This window comes from Streptomyces sp. NPDC107654 (genome assembly GCF_055639035.1).
Map to the genome: position 1 here is coordinate 407,145 of NZ_JBVKBI010000002.1, position 17,287 is coordinate 424,431.

Consider the following 17,287-nt stretch of genomic DNA (forward strand, 5'->3'; position numbering starts at 1 on the left):
TCACTCAGAGAGCCTAATGCCCCATATGTCACACGTCATCTCGGGGCAAACCGGAAGTAAAACGGAGCGGAACGGCGCGGAGCGGAGCGGCACCACCCGGTCGTACCTTCCGGAGTGCGGGCCGGCTGCCCCTGCCGGAGAGTCGGGGGCAGGTCCCCCGACGACAAGGAGACACCCCATGCTCAGGCGCATATCCCTCGTTCTCACCGGTCTGCTCGCGGCCGGATTCGTGGCCGCCGCCCCCGCCGCGGCGCACGGCGGCGACGGCGACATCAGCTACTGCTGGCAGTCCGGCGGCGGCGCCTCGGCCGGTGACACGCACGCCGTCTGGGGCGACGCGGGCTGCGCCCACGTCGGCGGCTACCTCGACTTCGACTGATCCGGCACACGCCAGGAGGCGGACGAGGACCCCGGAAGGGGTTCCGTCCGCCTCCTGGCGTGTACGGCGGGGCCGCGGGCCGTCACCGCGGGACGCGGACCACGCCCTCCTGGATCACCGAGATGGCGAGCCGCCCGTCCTGGGTGTAGATGCGGGCCTGGCCGAGGCCGCGGCCGCCGTGCGCGGACGGCGACTCCTGGTCGTACAGCAGCCATTCGTCGGCGCGGAAGGGCCGGTGGAACCACATCGCGTGGTCCAGGGAGGCCCCGACGACGTCACCCACGGCCCAGCCGCCGCGCCCGTGCGCGAGCAGTACCGAGTCGAGCAGGGTCATGTCGGAGATGTAGGCGGCGAGGACGACGTGCAGCTGGGGGTCCCCCCAGACGGAGCCCGGGGGAGGGTCGTCGTCCAGCTTGCCGTTGGTGCGGAACCAGACCTGGCTGTGCGGCTCGCGCGGCTCGCCGAACCGCCCGTACGGCGGCTCGTCCACGTACCGCAGGTCGATCGCCTCGCGGGCCTCCAGGAACCGCTCCACCACCTCGGGCGCGAGGTGGCCGTAGCCGCGCAGCCGCTCCTGGGAGGTGGGCAGGGTCGCCGGGTCGGGCGAGGACGGCATGGGCGCCTGGTGCTCCAGGCCCTCCTCGTACGTCTGGAAGGACGCCGACAGGTGGAAGATCGGCTTGCCGTGCTGGACGGCGACCACGCGGCGGGTGGTGAAGGACCGGCCGTCGCGGATGCGGTCCACGGTGTAGACGATCGGCGCGCCGGGGTCGCCGGGGCGCAGGAAGTAGGCGTGCAGGGAGTGGGCGGGCCGGTCCGCGGGGACCGTCCGCCCGGCGGCGACCAGCGCCTGCGCCGCGACCTGCCCGCCGAAGACGCGGGGTACGACGGCGGAGCGGGACTGGCCGCGGAAGATGTCCTCCTCGATCTGCTCCAGGTCGAGCAGATCGAGGAGATCCTGGAGTGCCTGGTTCATGGGTGGCAGTGGTACCGGACCGGTGGTGACAGGCGTCCTACAGGCCCATGTCCTTGGCGATGATCGTCTTCATGATCTCGCTGGTGCCGCCGTAGATGCGGTTGACGCGGTTGTCCGCGTACAGGCGGGCGATCGGGTACTCGTTCATGTAGCCGTAGCCGCCGTGCAACTGGAGGCAGCGGTCGATCACGCGGTGGGCGACCTCGGTGCAGAAGAGCTTCGCGGAGGCGGCCTCGGCGGGCGTCAGCTCGCCGGCGTCCAGCGCCTCCGTGGCGCGGTCGGCGACGGCCTCGGCCGCGTCCACCTCGGCCTGGCAGGCCGCCAGCTCGAACTTGGTGTTCTGGAAGTGCGCGACCGGCTTGCCGAAGACGGTGCGCTCCTGCACGTACTGCTTGGCGAACCGGACGGCGGCCTTGGCCTGGGCGTAGGCGCCGAAGGCGATGCCCCAGCGCTCGGAGGCCAGGTTGTGGCCGAGGTAGTAGAAGCCCTTGTTCTCCTCGCCGAGGAGGTCCTCGACCGGGACCTTGACGTCGACGAAGGCCAGCTCGGCGGTGTCGGACGTCTTCAGGCCCAGCTTGTCCAGCTTGCGGCCGACGGAGTAGCCCTCGGACTTGGTGTCCACGGCGAACAGGGAGATGCCGTGCCGGCGGTCCTCGGCGGTGGGCGCGGCGGTGCGGGCGCACACGATCACGCGGTCGGCGTGGACGCCGCCGGTGATGAAGGTCTTGGCGCCGTTGAGGACGTAGTGCGTGCCGTCCTCGGAGAGCTTGGCGGTGGACTTCATGCCCGCGAGGTCGGAGCCGGTGCCCGGCTCGGTCATCGCGATGGCCCACATCTCCTCGCCGGTGACGAACTTCGGCAGGTAGCGCTTCTTCTGCTCGTCGGTGGCCAGCATCTTCAGGTACGGCAGGGCGAGCAGCACGTGCACGCCGGAGCCGCCGAACTGGACGCCGGCGCGGGCGGTCTCCTCGTAGAGGACGGCCTCGAACTTGTGGCTGTCGATGCCCGCGCCGCCGAACTCCTCGGGCACGCTGATGCCGAAGACACCCAGCTCGCCGAGCTTGTAGTAGAAGTCGCGCGGCGCCTGGCCGGCGGCGAACCACTCGTCGTAGACCGGGACGACCTCGGCCTCGATGAAGGCGCGGATGGTCTCCCGGAACGCCTCGTGATCCTCGTTGAACACCGTACGGCGCACGCCGCCACCTCCACGTACCTCGGCATGTCTAAGCGCTTGCTCACTCAACCGTACCGGCGAGTACGGAAGCCCGTCCAGGGGGATCCCGCCGTAACGCTCGTCACGCCCGGGGATCCTCCGGCCGGAGGCGGAGCCCGGCGCCGGTCACCCGGACACGGGCGAGGACGCAGAACTCCGCGCTCGCGTGCGGCGCCACCACGACGGGGCGCTCGGCGCCGACCCGCGCCGGAACGTCCTGGGCGGGCCGCTCGTCGTCGGCGACGACGGGACCGTAGCCGCCCGCCTCCCGCGGGGTGGCCACGCCGTAGCGCAGCACCTGCACGCCCCGTGGCACATGGAGCCACCGCGTCCGCGGCGGCGTGAGCGGCGCTCCGCCGACGCCGGTCCGGCGCGGCAGGCTCACCCGGTACTCCTGGCCCACGCGCGCGTGCTCGAAGCCGATCGCGTCGCCCGTCCCGGCCAGGACCCGCCCCTCGGCGCGGTCCCGCGCCCGGCCGCCCCCGGCCGCCGCGGTCAGTGCCCCCGCGACGGCGAGCGCGGCCACCGCTCGCAGCGCTCTCGCGTCCGTCGCCCTTCCGGTCCTGTGGGTCGTCACGGCTCCCCCGCTCATCGTGCGCGAAGGGGCATCAGGCCACGCGGCCGGCCTGCGCGAACCGTCCGGCCGGCCTACTCCTCGCCCGCGGCCTCGAACGCGCCGCGCGCCATCCGGTGCAGCAGGGCCGCCATGGTCCCCCGGCCGGGGAGCGTGCCGGCGCGGCCGAGGTGGGGGGTGGAGTTGAGCAGGCCGAAGACGGAGTGGACGGCGGAGCGGGCGGCCGGTTCGGTCAGGCCCGGGTACACCTCGCGCACCACCTCCACCCACAGCTCGACGTACTGCCGCTGGAGCTGCCGCACCAGCTTGCGGTCGCTGTCGCGCAGGCGGTCCAGCTCGCGGTCGTGCAGGGTGATCAGGGGGCGGTCGTCCAGGGCGAAGTCGATGTGGCCCTCGATCAGGGAGTCGAGGACACGGGCCGCGGGCACCCCGTCGGCCTCGGCCAGCCGCCGCCTGGCGCCGGTCAGCAGCTGCCCGCTGATGCCGACGAGCAGCTCGGCGAGCATCGCGTCCTTGCCGGGGAAGTGCCGGTACAGGCCGGGTCCGCTGATGCCGACCGCCGCGCCTATCTCGTCGACGCCGACGCCGTGGAATCCGCGCTCGGCGAAGAGCCGCGCGGCCTCCTTGAGGATCTGCTCGCGGCGGGTGGGGGCGTCGGTTCTGCTGGCCATGCGGACAATTCTAGACAGCGAGGTTAGCGGTCGTTAACCTGGTCGCAATGGTTAACGCTCATTAACAGCGGATCACTGGTTCGATCACCGGGTGAGGGGACCGCAGGATGCACGAGGCACCGGAGCTTCACAGCGCGGCAGATCCCGCGTCGGAGGCCTGGCAAGCCAATGAACGAGCCCATCTCGCGCTCGTGGAGGAGCTGCGCGCCAAGCTGGCCGCGGCGGCCCTCGGCGGCGGCGAGAAGGCACGGGACCGGCACACCGCGCGCGGCAAGCTGCTGCCGCGGGACCGGGTGGACACGCTGCTCGATCAGGGCTCGCCCTTCCTGGAGCTGGCGCCGCTCGCGGCCGACGGGATGTACGAGGGGCAGGCCCCGGCGGCCGGCGTGATCGCCGGGATCGGGCGGGTCAGCGGGCGCGAGTGCGTGATCGTCGCCAACGACGCCACCGTCAAGGGCGGCACGTACTACCCGATGACGGTGAAGAAGCACCTGCGCGCCCAGGAGGTGGCCCTGGACAACCGGCTGCCGTGCGTCTACCTGGTCGACTCCGGCGGGGCCTTCCTGCCGATGCAGGACGAGGTGTTCCCGGACCGGGACCACTTCGGCCGGATCTTCTACAACCAGGCGCGGATGTCCGGCGCGGGCATCCCGCAGATCGCGGCCGTCCTCGGCTCGTGCACGGCCGGCGGGGCGTACGTCCCGGCGATGAGCGACGAGGCCGTGATCGTCCGCGGCCAGGGCACGATCTTCCTGGGCGGTCCGCCGCTGGTGAAGGCGGCCACCGGCGAGGTCGTCACCGCGGAGGAGCTGGGCGGCGGCGAGGTGCACTCCCGCGTCTCCGGGGTCACCGACCACCTCGCCGAGAACGACGCGCACGCGCTGCGGATCGTCCGGGACATCGTGGCCACCCTGCCCGCCCGGCAGTCCCTCCCCTGGGAGGTCCGGCCGTCCGTCGAGCCCAAGGTCGACCCCTACGGGCTCTACGGCGCCGTCCCCGTCGACTCCCGCACCCCCTACGACGTACGCGAGATCATCGCGCGCGTGGTCGACGGCTCCCGGTTCGCCGAGTTCAAGAGCGAGTTCGGGCAGACCCTGGTCACCGGGTTCGCCCGGATCCACGGCCACCCGGTCGGGATCGTCGCGAACAACGGCATCCTGTTCTCCGAGTCCGCCCAGAAGGGCGCCCACTTCATCGAGCTGTGCGACCAGCGCGGCATCCCGCTGGTGTTCCTGCAGAACATCTCCGGCTTCATGGTCGGCAAGGACTACGAGGCGGGCGGCATCGCCAAGCACGGCGCCAAGATGGTGACGGCGGTGGCCTGCACCCGCGTGCCGAAGCTGACGGTCGTCGTCGGCGGCTCCTACGGCGCGGGCAACTACTCGATGTGCGGCCGGGCCTACTCCCCCCGCTTCCTGTGGATGTGGCCCAACGCCAAGATCTCCGTCATGGGCGGCGAGCAGGCCGCGTCCGTCCTCGCCACGGTCAAGCGCGACCAACTGGAGGCGCGCGGCGAGGACTGGCCGGCCGAGGACGAGGAGAGCTTCAAGGCCCCCATCCGCGCCCAGTACGAGCGCCAGGGCAACGCCTACTACGCCACCGCCCGCCTGTGGGACGACGGCGTGATCGACCCGCTGGAGACGCGTCAGGTGCTCGGACTCGCCCTGACGGCCTGCGCCAACGCGCCGCTGGGAGACCCCCAGTTCGGCGTCTTCCGGATGTGAGGAGGGGAACCGTGTTCGACACAGTGCTGGTCGCCAACCGGGGCGAGATCGCCGTACGCGTCATCCGTACGCTCCGCTCGCTGGGCGTGCGCTCGGTGGCGGTCTTCTCCGACGCCGACGCCGACGCGCGGCACGTCCGGGAGGCCGACACGGCGGTACGGATCGGCCCGGCACCGGCCGCCGAGAGCTATCTGTCGGTGGAGCGGCTGCTGGACGCCGCCGCCCGCACCGGCGCCCAGGCGGTGCACCCGGGGTACGGCTTCCTCGCGGAGAACGCGGCCTTCGCGCGCGCCTGCGAGGAGGCGGGGCTGGTCTTCATCGGCCCGTCGGCCGACGCGATCGCCCTCATGGGCGACAAGATCCGCGCCAAGGAGACGGTGAAGGCGGCCGGGGTGCCGGTGGTGCCCGGAGGCCGTGACCCGGAAGTGGCCGAGGCCGCCCGTGAGCTGGGCGCGCCCGTGCTGCTGAAGCCCTCCGCCGGCGGTGGCGGCAAGGGCATGCGGCTGGTCCGGGACCTGTCGGTCCTGGAGGAGGAGATCGCCGCCGCCCGCCGCGAGGCCCGCGCCTCCTTCGGCGACGACACGCTGCTGGTGGAGCGGTGGGTCGACCGGCCCCGGCACATCGAGATCCAGGTGCTGGCCGACGGCCACGGGAACGTGGTCCACCTCGGCGAGCGCGAGTGCTCCCTCCAGCGACGGCACCAGAAGATCATCGAGGAGGCGCCGTCCGTCCTGCTCGACGACAGGACCCGGGCCGCGATGGGCGAGGCGGCCGTACAGGCGGCGCGCTCGTGCGGGTACCGGGGCGCGGGCACGGTGGAGTTCATCGTCCCGGGCGTCGACCCCACGCAGTACTACTTCATGGAGATGAACACCCGTCTCCAGGTGGAGCACCCGGTCACCGAACTCGTCACCGGGCTCGACCTGGTGGAGTGGCAGCTGCGGGTGGCGGCCGGGGAGCGGCTGGGCTTCGCGCAGGAGGAGCTGCGGCTGACCGGGCACGCGGTGGAGGCCCGCATCTGCGCGGAAGACCCCGCGCGCGGGTTCCTCCCCTCCGGCGGCACGGTCCTGCTGCTGAACGAGCCGCAGGGGGACGGCGTGCGCACCGACTCCGGGCTCAGCGAGGGCACCGAGGTGGGCAGCCTGTACGACCCGATGCTGTCCAAGGTGATCGCCTACGGCCCCGACCGGGAGACGGCGCTCAGGAAGCTGCGCTCGGCCCTGGCGGAGACGGTCACGCTGGGCGTGCCGACCAACGCGGGCTTCCTGCGCCGGCTGCTGGCCCACCCGGCGGTCGTCGCGGGCGAGCTGGACACCGGCCTGGTCGAGCGGGTGGTGGACGAGCTGGTGTCCACGGACGTACCGGAGGAGGTGTACGAGGCGGCGGCGGCCGTACGGATGGAGGCACTGGAGCCGCGCGCGGAAGGCTGGACGGACCCCTTCTCGGTGCCGAGCGGCTGGCGCCTCGGCGGCACCCCGAAGCCGCCCGCCTTCCCCCTCCGGGTGCAGGAACCCCTGACGTACACCCCCCGGGGCGACCACACCGTCACCGGGGACCGGGTGAGCGTCACCCTGGACGGCGTACGGCACACCTTCCACCGCGCCGGTGACTGGATCGGCCGGGACGGCGACGCCTGGCTGGTGCGCGACCACGACCCGGTGGCCGCGTCGCTGAACCAGGCGGCCCACGCGGGTGCCGACTCCCTCACCGCCCCCATGCCCGGCACGGTGACCGTGGTGAAGGTCGCCGTGGGCGACGAGGTGGCCGCCGGGCAGAGCCTGCTGGTGGTGGAGGCGATGAAGATGGAGCACGTCATCTCCGCCCCGCACGCCGGCACGGTCGCCGAACTGGACGTGCGGCCCGGCACGACGGTCGCCATGGACCAGGTGCTGGCCGTCATCGCCCCCAAGGAGGCAGCGGAATGAGCGTCGACGGTCTGCCCATGGTCGTACCGGCCCCCGGCCTGCCCGCGCGGGTGCGGATCCACGAGGTGGGGGCGCGGGACGGTCTGCAGAACGAGAAGATGGCCGTACCGACGTCGGTCAAGGCGGAGTTCATCCGCCGGCTGGCCGACGCGGGCCTGACGACGATCGAGGCGACGAGCTTCGTGCACCCCAGGTGGGTGCCCCAGCTGGCGGACGCCGAGGAGCTGTACCCGCTGCTGAGCGACCTGTCCGGGGTGGAACTCCCGGTCCTGGTCCCCAACGCGCGCGGCCTGGACCGGGCGCTGGCCCTCGGTGCCGAGCGGGTCGCCGTGTTCGCCAGCGCCACCGAGTCCTTCGCGAAGGCCAACCTCAACCGCACCCTGGACGAGTCCCTCGCGGTGTTCGCGCCGGTGGTGCGGCGGGCCAAGGACGAGGGGGTGCACGTACGGGGCTATGTCTCGATGTGCTTCGGCGACCCCTGGGAGGGCGCCGTCTCCGCGCGCCAGGTGGCCCGGGTCTGCACGGCGCTGCGGGACATGGGCTGCGACGAGCTGAGCCTGGGCGACACGATCGGGGTGGCCACCCCGGGGCAGGTCCGCGAACTGCTGTCCCTGCTGAACGAGAACGGGGTGCCGACGCACGAGATCGGCGTGCACTTCCACGACACCTACGGTCAGGCGCTCGCGAACACGCTGGCCGCGCTGCAGCACGGCGTGACCACGGTCGACGCGTCCGCCGGGGGGCTCGGCGGCTGCCCCTACGCCAAGTCCGCCACCGGCAACCTCGCCACCGAAGACCTCGTCTGGATGCTGCACGGCCTCGGCATCGAGACCGGGGTCGACCTCGGCCGTCTGACCGCCACGAGCGTGTGGATGGCCGCCCATCTGGACCGGCCCAGCCCGTCCCGTACCGTCCGCGCTCTCTCCCACAAGGACCAGTGATCAGCATGGACCACCGTCTCAGCCCCGAGCTGGAGGAACTCCGCCGTACGGTCGAGCAGTTCGCGCACGACGTGGTGGCGCCGAAGATCGGCGACTTCTACGAGCGGCACGAGTTCCCGTACGAGATCGTCCGCGAGATGGGCCGGATGGGCCTGTTCGGGCTGCCGTTCCCGGAGGAGTACGGCGGGATGGGCGGCGACTACCTGGCGCTCGGCATCGCCCTGGAGGAGCTGGCCCGGGTCGACTCGTCGGTGGCGATCACCCTGGAGGCGGGCGTCTCGCTGGGCGCGATGCCGCTGCACCTGTTCGGCACCGAGGAGCAGAAGCGGGAGTGGCTCCCACGCCTGTGCTCGGGCGAGATCCTGGGCGCGTTCGGTCTGACGGAACCGGACGGCGGCAGCGACGCCGGGGCGACCCGTACGACGGCCCGCCTCGATCCGGACACGGACGAATGGGTCATCAACGGCACGAAGTGCTTCATCACCAACTCGGGCACGGACATCACGGGTCTGGTGACCGTCACCGCCGTGACGGGCCGCAAGCCGGACGGCCGCCCGGAGATCTCGGCCATCATCGTCCCGTCCGGCACACCGGGCTTCACGGTGGCGGCGCCGTACTCGAAGGTCGGCTGGAACGCCTCCGACACCCGCGAGCTGTCGTTCACCGACGTCCGTGTCCCCGCGGCCAACCTGCTCGGCGAAACGGGCCGCGGCTACGCCCAGTTCCTGCGCATCCTGGACGAGGGCCGGATCGCCATCGCGGCGCTCGCCACCGGCCTGGCCCAGGGCTGCGTCGACGAGTCGGTGAAGTACGCCAGGGAACGCCACGCGTTCGGCAGGCCGATCGGCGCCAACCAGGCCATCCAGTTCAAGATCGCCGACATGGAGATGAAGGCCCACACGGCCCGCCTGGCCTGGCGCGACGCCGCGTCCCGCCTGGTGTCGGGCGAACCCTTCAAGAAGGAGGCGGCCCTGGCCAAGCTCTACTCCTCCACGGTCGCCGTCGACAACGCCCGCGACGCCACCCAGGTCCACGGCGGCTACGGCTTCATGAACGAGTACCCGGTGGCCCGCATGTGGCGCGACTCCAAGATCCTGGAGATCGGCGAGGGCACGAGCGAGGTCCAGCGCATGCTGATCGCGCGGGAGTTGGGGCTGGCGGGCTGAGGGCCGGCGGGCCGAGGGTCACTTCCGCCGGGTGAAGCGGACGTCGGGGCCGCAGGGGTCGTCGGGGTCGACGGTGGCGCAGAGGGTCGCGCCGCCGTCGATCACCAGCAGCGAGAACGAGCAGGACCCGGACGGCTCCTCGTCGGAGAAGAGACCCACCTCGGAGCCCGACCCGGCCTTGTCGGTGGTGCCGTACACACCATCGCCCTGGCCGGCGAAGAACGACCAGGTGCCGGTGGCCCGCTTCCCGGGGCACAGCTCGGAGTAGTCGACGAGCTTCTTCGAGTCGAGGCCGGCGGACGTGAACGTGCGGTCGCCGGCGAACGTCAGCGTCTCGCCGTCGGCCGCCTTCCGGGTGCCGACGACCTGGCGCACCGAGACCGTGGCCGTGTCGTCCACGAGGGCACATCCGGCGGCCAGCGCCAGGGCCGTCAGGAGAACGGCGGCCCGGCGTGCGGGTCTTCGCGACGGGATGATCACGCGCTCATCCTGAGGACCGGCGCGGAGCCGCCCCACCCCCCTGGACATCAGCTGAGGTTAGGCTAACCTACCTTGGAACGTGTCCGGCGGGCGCTCCGCCCCGGTCGAAAGCAGTCATACCCATGCCCCTTGCCCGTGCCACCCACCTCACTCGCCGCGGCCTGCTCGCCGCCGGCGGCGCCCTCGGACTCGGTGCCGCGCTCACCGCCTGCGGGGACGACAAGGGCGAAGACGGTGGCTCCGGCTCGGCGGGGAAGGCCGGCGCGTCCGGACCCTGGTCCTTCAAGGACGACCGCGGCACGACCGTGAAGCTGGACAGGGTCCCCGCGAACATCGTCGCCTTCACCGGTGTCGGCGCCGCGCTGTACGACTACGGCATCCAGGTCAAGGGCGTCTTCGGTCCCACGAGGACCACCGCGGGCAAGGCCGACGTCCAGGCCGGTGACATGGACATCAGCAAGGTGACGGTCCTCGGCAACGCCTGGGGCCAGTTCAGCATCGAGAAGTACGCCTCCCTCGCCCCGGACGTGCTCATCAGCACGATGTTCGACGACGCCGGCACCCTCTGGTACGTCCCGGAGGAGTCGAAGAAGAAGATCGCCCAGCTGGCCCCCGGCGTCGGCATCTCCGTCTACGACCGCCAGCTGACCCGGCCGCTGCAGCGCATGTGGGACCTCGCCGAGTCGCTCGGCGCGGACATGAAGGCCGCCAAGGTCACCGACGCCAGGAAGCGGTTCGAGGACGCGGCCGCCCGGTTGCGCGCCGCCGCCAAGGCCAAGCCCGACATCAAGGTGCTGGCCGGTTCCGCGAGCGACCAGCTGTTCTACGTCTCCGGCACCAACCTCTCCGTCGACCTGGAGTACTTCAAGGCCCTCGGCGTGAACTTCGTGGAGCCGCCGGAGAGCGCCAAGAAGCAGGGCGGCGGCTGGTTCGAGTCGCTCAGCTGGGAGAACGTCGACAAGTACCAGGCCGACCTCATCATGATGGACGACCGCACCTCGGCCATCCAGCCCGCCGACATCACCAAGGCCACCTGGAAGAAGCTGCCCGCGGTGAAGGCGGGCCAGGTCATCGCCCGTTCCCCCGAGCCGATCCTGTCGTACGACAAGTGCGTGCCGCTGCTGACGAACCTGGCCGAGGCCCTGGAGAAGGCCAAGAAGGTCGCCTGACCTCCGCCGCGGCCCCTCGACAAAGCTCCCCACAACGCCCTGAACCCCACCCTCAGGAGCCACAGATGACGACGGCCGTAGCCGCCCCGTTCCGTTTCTTCTCCCTTCAGGTCGTGCGGACGAGGCGGCTCGGTCCGTCTCTGGTCCGGGTCACCTTCGGCGGGCCCGACCTGCACGCCTTCCACTCGCTCGGGCGGGACCAGTCCCTGTCGCTGTTCCTGCCGCATCCGGGGCAGAGCGAGCCCGTGGTGCCGCTGGAGCTGGGGGACGGCTGGTGGCAGGGGTGGCGGGAACTCCCGGACGACGTACGGGCCGTGATGCGCTCGTACACGCTGCGGGCGCTGCGCCGCGAACCCGACGAGATCGACATCGACTTCGCCCTGCACGGCGTCGAGCCGGGTGCCGCCACGCCCGCCGGGCCGGCCTCCCGCTGGGCCGCCCGGGCCGCCGCCGGCGACCGGGTGCTGCTGCTCGGGCCGGCCCTCGCCGACAACCGGGCGATCCGCTTCCGCCCGCCCGAGGACACCGGACTCGTCGTCCTGTGCGGCGACGAGACCGCCGTACCCGCCGCGACCGCGATCCTCGAATCCCTCCCCGCGGGCACCCGGGCCCGGGCCTGGCTGGAGGTGCCGCACGCCGGTGACATCCAGGACGTGCGCACGGAGGCGGACGCGGAGATCACGTGGCTCGTACGGCACGACGGGTCCCCCACGGCCGTCGACGTTGTGCGGGCCGCCGAACTGCCCGATACCGCCCGGGTGTACGCGTGGCTCGCGGGCGAGTCCGGTCAGGTGAAGGCGCTGCGGCGGCACTTCGTCGGCGAGCGCGGGGTGGACCGGCGGCGGGTCACCTTCGTCGGGTACTGGCGGCAGGGGATGACGGAGGAACAGCTCCGGGCCGCCGAGTAGCCGGCGCCCGGCTCCCCCGCCGGTGACCCCGTCACGGCAGAGGTGTGTCCCGACCCAGATAACTTAGGTTAGGCTAACCTAAGTTGATCCCGCACGGACCGTCCCCTCGGAGGACCCCCACATGCGCTCGCACCTGCTCAATGGCCTCACCGCGGAGCACTACCGCCGCTCCGTGACCGAAGGAGTAGAGCGGGTGGCGGCCAAACTCGCCACCACCGACCGTCCGTTCACCGGCGTCACCGTGGACGCCCTCTCCCCCGCCATCGACGCGATCGACCTGGACCGCCCGCTGGGCGACACCGGCGCCGTGCTGGACGAACTGGAGGATGTCTACCTCCGCGACGCGGTCTACTTCCACCACCCCCGCTACCTCGCCCACCTCAACTGCCCGGTCGTCATCCCGGCGGTGCTCGGCGAGGCCGTGCTCTCCGCGGTCAACTCCTCGCTGGACACCTGGGACCAGTCGGCCGGCGGCACCCTGATCGAGCGGAAGCTGATCGACTGGACGGCCCGGCGGATCGGCCTCGGGCCCGCCGCCGACGGCGTGTTCACCTCCGGCGGCACCCAGTCCAACCTCCAGGCACTGCTGCTGGCCCGGGAGGAGGCCAAGACCGGCAGTGCGGCGAAACTGCGGATCTTCGCCTCCGAGGTCAGCCACTTCAGCGTGCAGAAGTCCGCCAAACTGCTCGGGCTCGGGCCGGACGCCGTCGTCGTGATCCCCGTCGACCACGACAAGCGCATGCAGACCGTCGCCCTCGCCCACGAGCTGGAGCGGTGCGCGAGCGACGGCCTGGTCCCCATGGCCGTCGTCGCCACCGCCGGAACCACCGACTTCGGCTCCATCGACCCTCTGCCGGAGATCGCCGGGCTGTGCGCCCAGTACGGCGTGTGGATGCACGTGGACGCGGCCTACGGCTGCGGGCTGCTCGCCTCCCTGAAGTACCGGGACCGCATCGACGGCATCGAGCGCGCCGACTCGGTCACCGTCGACTACCACAAGTCCTTCTTCCAGCCCGTCAGTTCCTCGGCCGTCCTGGTCCGCGACGCGGCCACCCTGCGGCACGCCACCTACCACGCGGAGTACCTCAACCCCCGCCGTATGGTGCAGGAGCGCATCCCCAACCAGGTGGACAAGTCCCTCCAGACCACCCGCCGCTTCGACGCCCTCAAGCTGTGGATGACGCTGCGCACCATGGGCGCCGACGGCATCGGGCAGCTCTTCGACGAGGTGTGCGACCTGGCGCGGGAGGGGTGGGAGCTGCTCGCCGCCGACCCGCGCTACGACGTCGTCGTCCGGCCCAGCCTGTCCACCCTCGTGTTCCGCTACATCCCGGCGGCCGTCACCGACCCGGCCGAGATCGACCGCGCCAACCTCTACGCCCGCAGGGCCCTGTTCGCCTCCGGTGACGCCGTCGTCGCGGGCACCAAGGTGGGCGGCCGTCACCACCTGAAGTTCACCCTGCTCAACCCCGAGACCCGGGCGGCCGACATCGCCGCCGTCCTCGATCTGATCGCCGGCCACGCCGAGCAGTACCTGGGAGAGTCCCTTGACCGCGCGTCCTGAAGCCCCGACCACCACCTGTGACTTCGTGGGGATCGGGCTCGGCCCCTTCAACCTCGGGCTCGCCTGCCTCACCGAACCGATCGCCGAACTGGACGGCGTCTTCCTGGAGTCGAAGCCCGACTTCGAGTGGCACGCCGGCATGTTCCTGGACGGCGCGCACCTCCAGACGCCGTTCATGTCGGACCTGGTCACCCTGGCCGACCCCACCTCGCCGTACTCCTTCCTGAACTACCTGAAGGAGAGGGGCAGGCTGTACTCGTTCTACATCCGGGAGAACTTCTACCCGCTGCGGGTCGAGTACGACGACTACTGCCGCTGGGCCGCGCACCAGCTGAGCAGCGTCCGCTTCGGTACGACGGTGACGGAGGTGACGTACGAGGACGAGCACTACCTCGTGCGCACCGACTCCGGTGACGTGTACCGCGCCCGCCACCTGGTGCTCGGCACCGGCACCCCGCCGCACGTGCCGGAGGCCTGCCGGGGTCTGGGCGGCGACTTCATCCACAACTCCCGTTACGTGCAGCACAGAAGCGAGCTGGTGAAGAAGGAGTCGATCACCCTCGTCGGCTCCGGGCAGTCGGCCGCCGAGATCTACCACGACCTCCTCGGCGAGATCGACGTCCACGGCTACCGGCTCAACTGGGTGACACGCTCCCCCCGCTTCTTCCCCCTCGAATACACCAAGCTCACCCTGGAGATGACGTCCCCGGAGTACATCGACTACTACCGCGAGCTCCCCGAGGCCACCCGCTACCGCCTCACGGCCGAGCAGAAGGGCCTGTTCAAGGGGATCGACGGCGATCTCGTCGACGCGATCTTCGACCTGCTCTACCAGAAGAGCCTGGCCGGCCCGGTCCCCACCCGTCTGCTCACCAACTCGGCGCTGACCGGCGCGGCCTACGACAACGGCACGTACACCCTCTCCTTCCGCCAGGAGGAGCAGGAGAAGGACTTCGAGATCGAGTCCCAGGGCCTGGTGCTGGCCACCGGCTACCGGTACGCCGAACCGGAGTTCCTGAACCCCGTGAAGGACCGCCTGGTCTACGACTCCCACGGCAACTTCGACGTCGCCCGCAACTACGCCGTCGACGTCACCGGCCGGGGCGTCTTCCTCCAGAACGCCGGCGTCCACACGCACAGCATCACCAGCCCCGACCTGGGCATGGGCGCGTACCGCAACGCGTACATCATCCGTGAGCTGCTCGGCACCGAGTACTACCCGGTCGAGAAGAGCATCGCCTTCCAGGAGTTCGCCGTATGACCTTCACGTTCCGGCCCCTCGACCCCCTGAAGGACGCCGAGCTGCTGCACACGTGGGTCACGCACCCCAAGGCCGCGTTCTGGATGATGCAGGACGCGAGACTCCAGGACGTCGAGCGGACCTACATGGAGATCGCGGCCGACGAGCACCACCACGCGCTGCTCGGCCTCGCCGAGGACGGCACGCCCGCGTTCCTGATGGAACGGTACGACCCCTCGCACCGGGAGCTGGCCGGGCTGTACGAGCCGCGGTCCGGGGACGTGGGCATGCACTTCCTGGTGCCGCCCACCGACACTCCCGTGCACGGGTTCACCAGGTCGGTCCTCACCGCCGTGATGTTCCACCTCTTCGAGGACCCGTCGGTACGGCGGATCGTCGTCGAGCCGGACGTCCGCAACACGGCCGTGCACGCCCTGAACGAAGCCGTCGGCTTCGTGGCCGAACGGGAGATCGACAAGCCGGAGAAGCGGGCGCTGCTGAGTTTCTGCACCCGCGAGCAGTTCGAGAAGGCGGTTACCGCATGACCCTCGCCGACGCCGTGGCCCACCTGTCCCCCGAGCGCTGGGCGACCGCCAACCGGCTGCTGCTGCGCAAGGCGCTCGCCGAGTTCGCGCACGAGCGGCTGATCACCCCGCAGGAGCAGGGCGGCGGCCGGTACGTCGTCCGCAGTGACGACGGGCTCACCAGCTACCGGTTCAGCGCCGTACGGCGGGCCCTGGACCACTGGGACATCGACCCGGACTCCGTCACCCGGCACCGCGACGGCGCCGACCTCCCGCCGGCCGCGCTGGACTTCTTCGTCGAGCTCAGGGAGTCGCTGGGGCTGAGCGACGAGATCCTGCCGGTGTACCTGGAGGAGATCTCCTCCACCCTGTCGGGCACCTGCTACAAGCTCACCAAGCCGAGGGTGACCTCCGCCGAGCTGGCCCGCGGCGACTTCCAGGCCGTCGAGACCGGGATGACCGAGGGCCACCCCTGTTTCGTCGCGAACAACGGGCGGCTCGGCTTCGGCGTCCACGAGTACCTGTCGTACGCGCCGGAGACGGCGAGCCCGGTACGGCTGGTGTGGCTGGCCGCCCACCGCTCGCGGGCCGCGTTCACGGCCGGCGCCGGCATCGAGTACGAGTCCTTCATGCGGGCCGAGCTGGGCGAGAAGACGGTGGAGCGGTTCCGTGCCGTCCTCACCGACCGGGGCCTGGACCCCGCCGACTACCTGTTCATCCCGGTCCACCCCTGGCAGTGGTGGAACAAGCTGAGCGTCACGTTCGCCGCCGAGGTCGCCCGCGAGCTGCTGGTCTGCCTCGGCGAGGGCGACGACGAGTACCTGGCCCAGCAGTCGATCCGGACCTTCTTCAACACCAGCGACCCGCACAAGCACTATGTGAAGACGGCCCTGTCGGTCCTCAACATGGGCTTCATGCGGGGTCTGTCCGCCGCCTACATGGAGGCGACCCCGGCCATCAACGACTGGCTGGCCCGGCTCGTCGACAGCGACCCGGTGCTGAGGTCGACGGGCCTGTCGGTCATCCGGGAGCGGGCGGCCGTCGGCTACCGGCACCTGGAGTACGAGGCGGCCACCGACCGCTACTCGCCCTACCGCAAGATGCTCGCCGCGCTGTGGCGGGAGAGCCCGGTGCCCTCGCTCCGGGACGGCGAGACCCTCGCGACCATGGCCTCCCTGCTCCACGTCGACCAGGAGGGCGCCTCGCTCGCGGGCGCGCTGATCGAGCGGTCGGGCCTGGCCCCGACGGAGTGGCTGCGGCGGTACCTGCGGGCCTACTACACCCCGCTGCTGCACAGCTTCTACGCCTACGACCTGGTGTTCATGCCGCACGGCGAGAACGTCGTCCTGGTGCTGAAGGACGGCGCCGTGCAGCGGGCGGTCTTCAAGGACATCGCCGAGGAGATCGCCGTCATGGACCCGGACGCGGCCCTGCCGCCGGAGGTGCGGCGGATCCGGGTCGAGGTCCCGGAGGACAAGAAGCTGCTGTCCGTCTTCACGGACGTCTTCGACTGCTTCTTCCGCTTCCTCGCCGCCCACCTCGCCGCCGAGGGCGTCCTGACGGAGGACGACTTCTGGCGCACGGTCGCGGAGGTCACCCGCGCGTACCAGGAGGCGAACCCGGAGCTGGCCGAGAAGTTCCGCCGGTACGACATGTTCGCCCCCGAGTTCGCGCTGTCCTGCCTCAACCGGCTCCAGCTGCGCAACAACGAGCAGATGGTGGACCTCGCCGATCCCTCCGGCGCGCTCCAGCTGGTCGGCACCCTGAAGAACCCGATCGCCGGGTTCTGACGGCGCCCCGGACCCGACGGGCACCCCGGAGTACGGTCCTCCG

Annotated in this window: 16 protein-coding genes; 11 read left to right on the forward strand and 5 right to left on the reverse strand. The window is 71.3% G+C overall.

Going from position 1 to position 17,287, the window contains the following annotated elements:
- The first annotated feature begins 178 nt into the window (after positions 1 to 178).
- A complete protein-coding gene (locus ACZ7N4_RS04930; RefSeq protein WP_471353837.1) occupies positions 179 to 379 on the forward strand; it encodes a hypothetical protein in 201 nt (66 codons plus the stop codon).
- An 82-nt stretch (positions 380 to 461) separates the two neighbouring features.
- Here ACZ7N4_RS04930 and ACZ7N4_RS04935 read toward each other — a convergent pair whose 3' ends face one another.
- From ACZ7N4_RS04935 to ACZ7N4_RS04950, 4 genes are all read right to left on the reverse strand, one after another.
- On the reverse strand, positions 462 to 1,355 hold the full coding sequence (locus tag ACZ7N4_RS04935; protein ID WP_471353839.1) for an acyl-CoA thioesterase: 894 nt from the start codon (positions 1,353 to 1,355) through the stop codon (positions 462 to 464).
- Positions 1,356 to 1,392: 37 nt separating this feature from the next.
- Positions 1,393 to 2,550, reverse strand: a complete 1,158-nt coding sequence (locus tag ACZ7N4_RS04940; RefSeq protein WP_467929929.1) for an acyl-CoA dehydrogenase family protein — start codon at positions 2,548 to 2,550, stop codon at positions 1,393 to 1,395.
- Between the two features lie 100 nt (positions 2,551 to 2,650).
- Positions 2,651 to 3,145 (reverse strand): hypothetical protein, encoded by a 495-nt coding sequence (locus ACZ7N4_RS04945; RefSeq protein ID WP_471353840.1) that lies wholly within the window; start codon positions 3,143 to 3,145, stop codon positions 2,651 to 2,653.
- Between the two features lie 71 nt (positions 3,146 to 3,216).
- The gene (locus tag ACZ7N4_RS04950) at positions 3,217 to 3,813 is read right to left on the reverse strand and encodes an SACE_7040 family transcriptional regulator (protein WP_471353842.1); all 597 of its coding nucleotides are present in this window, start codon (positions 3,811 to 3,813) and stop codon (positions 3,217 to 3,219) included.
- Between the two features lie 107 nt (positions 3,814 to 3,920).
- Between ACZ7N4_RS04950 and ACZ7N4_RS04955 the strand changes: the two genes are divergently transcribed.
- From ACZ7N4_RS04955 to ACZ7N4_RS04970, 4 genes are read left to right on the forward strand one after another with little or no spacing between them, the layout of a single operon-like run.
- Entirely contained in the window at positions 3,921 to 5,537 is a 1,617-nt protein-coding gene (locus ACZ7N4_RS04955) for a carboxyl transferase domain-containing protein (protein ID WP_471353845.1), read from the forward strand.
- 11 nt (positions 5,538 to 5,548) lie between these two features.
- Positions 5,549 to 7,462: an acetyl/propionyl/methylcrotonyl-CoA carboxylase subunit alpha gene (locus ACZ7N4_RS04960; RefSeq protein WP_471353848.1), complete on the forward strand. Its 1,914-nt coding sequence runs from the start codon at positions 5,549 to 5,551 to the stop codon at positions 7,460 to 7,462.
- Positions 7,459 to 8,403, forward strand: coding sequence for a hydroxymethylglutaryl-CoA lyase (locus ACZ7N4_RS04965; protein ID WP_471353849.1), 945 nt, complete (start codon positions 7,459 to 7,461; stop codon positions 8,401 to 8,403). The genes ACZ7N4_RS04960 and ACZ7N4_RS04965 overlap by 4 nt, the downstream gene beginning before the upstream one ends.
- Before the next feature lie 5 nt (positions 8,404 to 8,408).
- Complete coding sequence (locus tag ACZ7N4_RS04970) at positions 8,409 to 9,569, forward strand: acyl-CoA dehydrogenase family protein (protein ID WP_471353851.1); 1,161 nt, start codon at positions 8,409 to 8,411, stop codon at positions 9,567 to 9,569.
- A gap of 18 nt (positions 9,570 to 9,587) precedes the next feature.
- On the opposite strand, the gene ACZ7N4_RS04975 is transcribed toward ACZ7N4_RS04970, so the two are convergent.
- Positions 9,588 to 10,049, reverse strand: a complete 462-nt coding sequence (locus ACZ7N4_RS04975; RefSeq protein WP_471353853.1) for a hypothetical protein — start codon at positions 10,047 to 10,049, stop codon at positions 9,588 to 9,590.
- 122 nt (positions 10,050 to 10,171) lie between these two features.
- On the opposite strand from ACZ7N4_RS04975, the gene ACZ7N4_RS04980 reads away from it, so the two are divergent.
- From ACZ7N4_RS04980 to ACZ7N4_RS05005, 6 genes are all read left to right on the forward strand, one after another.
- Positions 10,172 to 11,218, forward strand: coding sequence for an ABC transporter substrate-binding protein (locus ACZ7N4_RS04980; protein WP_471353855.1), 1,047 nt, complete (start codon positions 10,172 to 10,174; stop codon positions 11,216 to 11,218).
- A 65-nt stretch (positions 11,219 to 11,283) separates the two neighbouring features.
- The gene (locus tag ACZ7N4_RS04985; protein WP_471353856.1) at positions 11,284 to 12,126 is read left to right on the forward strand and encodes a siderophore-interacting protein; all 843 of its coding nucleotides are present in this window, start codon (positions 11,284 to 11,286) and stop codon (positions 12,124 to 12,126) included.
- Between the two features lie 121 nt (positions 12,127 to 12,247).
- Entirely contained in the window at positions 12,248 to 13,690 is a 1,443-nt protein-coding gene (gene desA, locus ACZ7N4_RS04990) for a lysine decarboxylase DesA (RefSeq protein ID WP_471353859.1), read from the forward strand.
- Positions 13,674 to 14,951, forward strand: coding sequence for a lysine N(6)-hydroxylase/L-ornithine N(5)-oxygenase family protein (locus tag ACZ7N4_RS04995; RefSeq protein ID WP_471353862.1), 1,278 nt, complete (start codon positions 13,674 to 13,676; stop codon positions 14,949 to 14,951). Before desA ends, ACZ7N4_RS04995 begins: the two co-directional genes overlap by 17 nt.
- Positions 14,948 to 15,475, forward strand: a complete 528-nt coding sequence (locus tag ACZ7N4_RS05000) for a GNAT family N-acetyltransferase (protein WP_471353865.1) — start codon at positions 14,948 to 14,950, stop codon at positions 15,473 to 15,475. Before ACZ7N4_RS04995 ends, ACZ7N4_RS05000 begins: the two co-directional genes overlap by 4 nt.
- Positions 15,472 to 17,244: an IucA/IucC family protein gene (locus tag ACZ7N4_RS05005; protein ID WP_471353867.1), complete on the forward strand. Its 1,773-nt coding sequence runs from the start codon at positions 15,472 to 15,474 to the stop codon at positions 17,242 to 17,244. Before ACZ7N4_RS05000 ends, ACZ7N4_RS05005 begins: the two co-directional genes overlap by 4 nt.
- Positions 17,245 to 17,287 lie beyond the last annotated feature (43 nt).

Excerpts from the sequence above, each read along its gene's own strand:
- ACZ7N4_RS04935 (WP_471353839.1), bottom strand. The coding sequence starts at position 1,355 with ATGAACCAGGCACTCCAGGATCTCCTCGATCTGCTCGACCTGGAGCAG.
- ACZ7N4_RS04965 (WP_471353849.1), top strand. The coding sequence starts at position 7,459 with ATGAGCGTCGACGGTCTGCCCATGGTCGTACCGGCCCCCGGCCTGCCC.
- ACZ7N4_RS04955 (WP_471353845.1), top strand. The coding sequence starts at position 3,921 with ATGCACGAGGCACCGGAGCTTCACAGCGCGGCAGATCCCGCGTCGGAG.
- desA (WP_471353859.1), top strand. The coding sequence starts at position 12,248 with ATGCGCTCGCACCTGCTCAATGGCCTCACCGCGGAGCACTACCGCCGC.
- ACZ7N4_RS04970 (WP_471353851.1), top strand. The coding sequence starts at position 8,409 with ATGGACCACCGTCTCAGCCCCGAGCTGGAGGAACTCCGCCGTACGGTC.
- ACZ7N4_RS04980 (WP_471353855.1), top strand. The coding sequence starts at position 10,172 with ATGCCCCTTGCCCGTGCCACCCACCTCACTCGCCGCGGCCTGCTCGCC.
- ACZ7N4_RS04930 (WP_471353837.1), top strand. The coding sequence starts at position 179 with ATGCTCAGGCGCATATCCCTCGTTCTCACCGGTCTGCTCGCGGCCGGA.
- ACZ7N4_RS04985 (WP_471353856.1), top strand. The coding sequence starts at position 11,284 with ATGACGACGGCCGTAGCCGCCCCGTTCCGTTTCTTCTCCCTTCAGGTC.
- ACZ7N4_RS05000 (WP_471353865.1), top strand. The coding sequence starts at position 14,948 with ATGACCTTCACGTTCCGGCCCCTCGACCCCCTGAAGGACGCCGAGCTG.
- ACZ7N4_RS05005 (WP_471353867.1), top strand. The coding sequence starts at position 15,472 with ATGACCCTCGCCGACGCCGTGGCCCACCTGTCCCCCGAGCGCTGGGCG.
- ACZ7N4_RS04950 (WP_471353842.1), bottom strand. The coding sequence starts at position 3,813 with ATGGCCAGCAGAACCGACGCCCCCACCCGCCGCGAGCAGATCCTCAAG.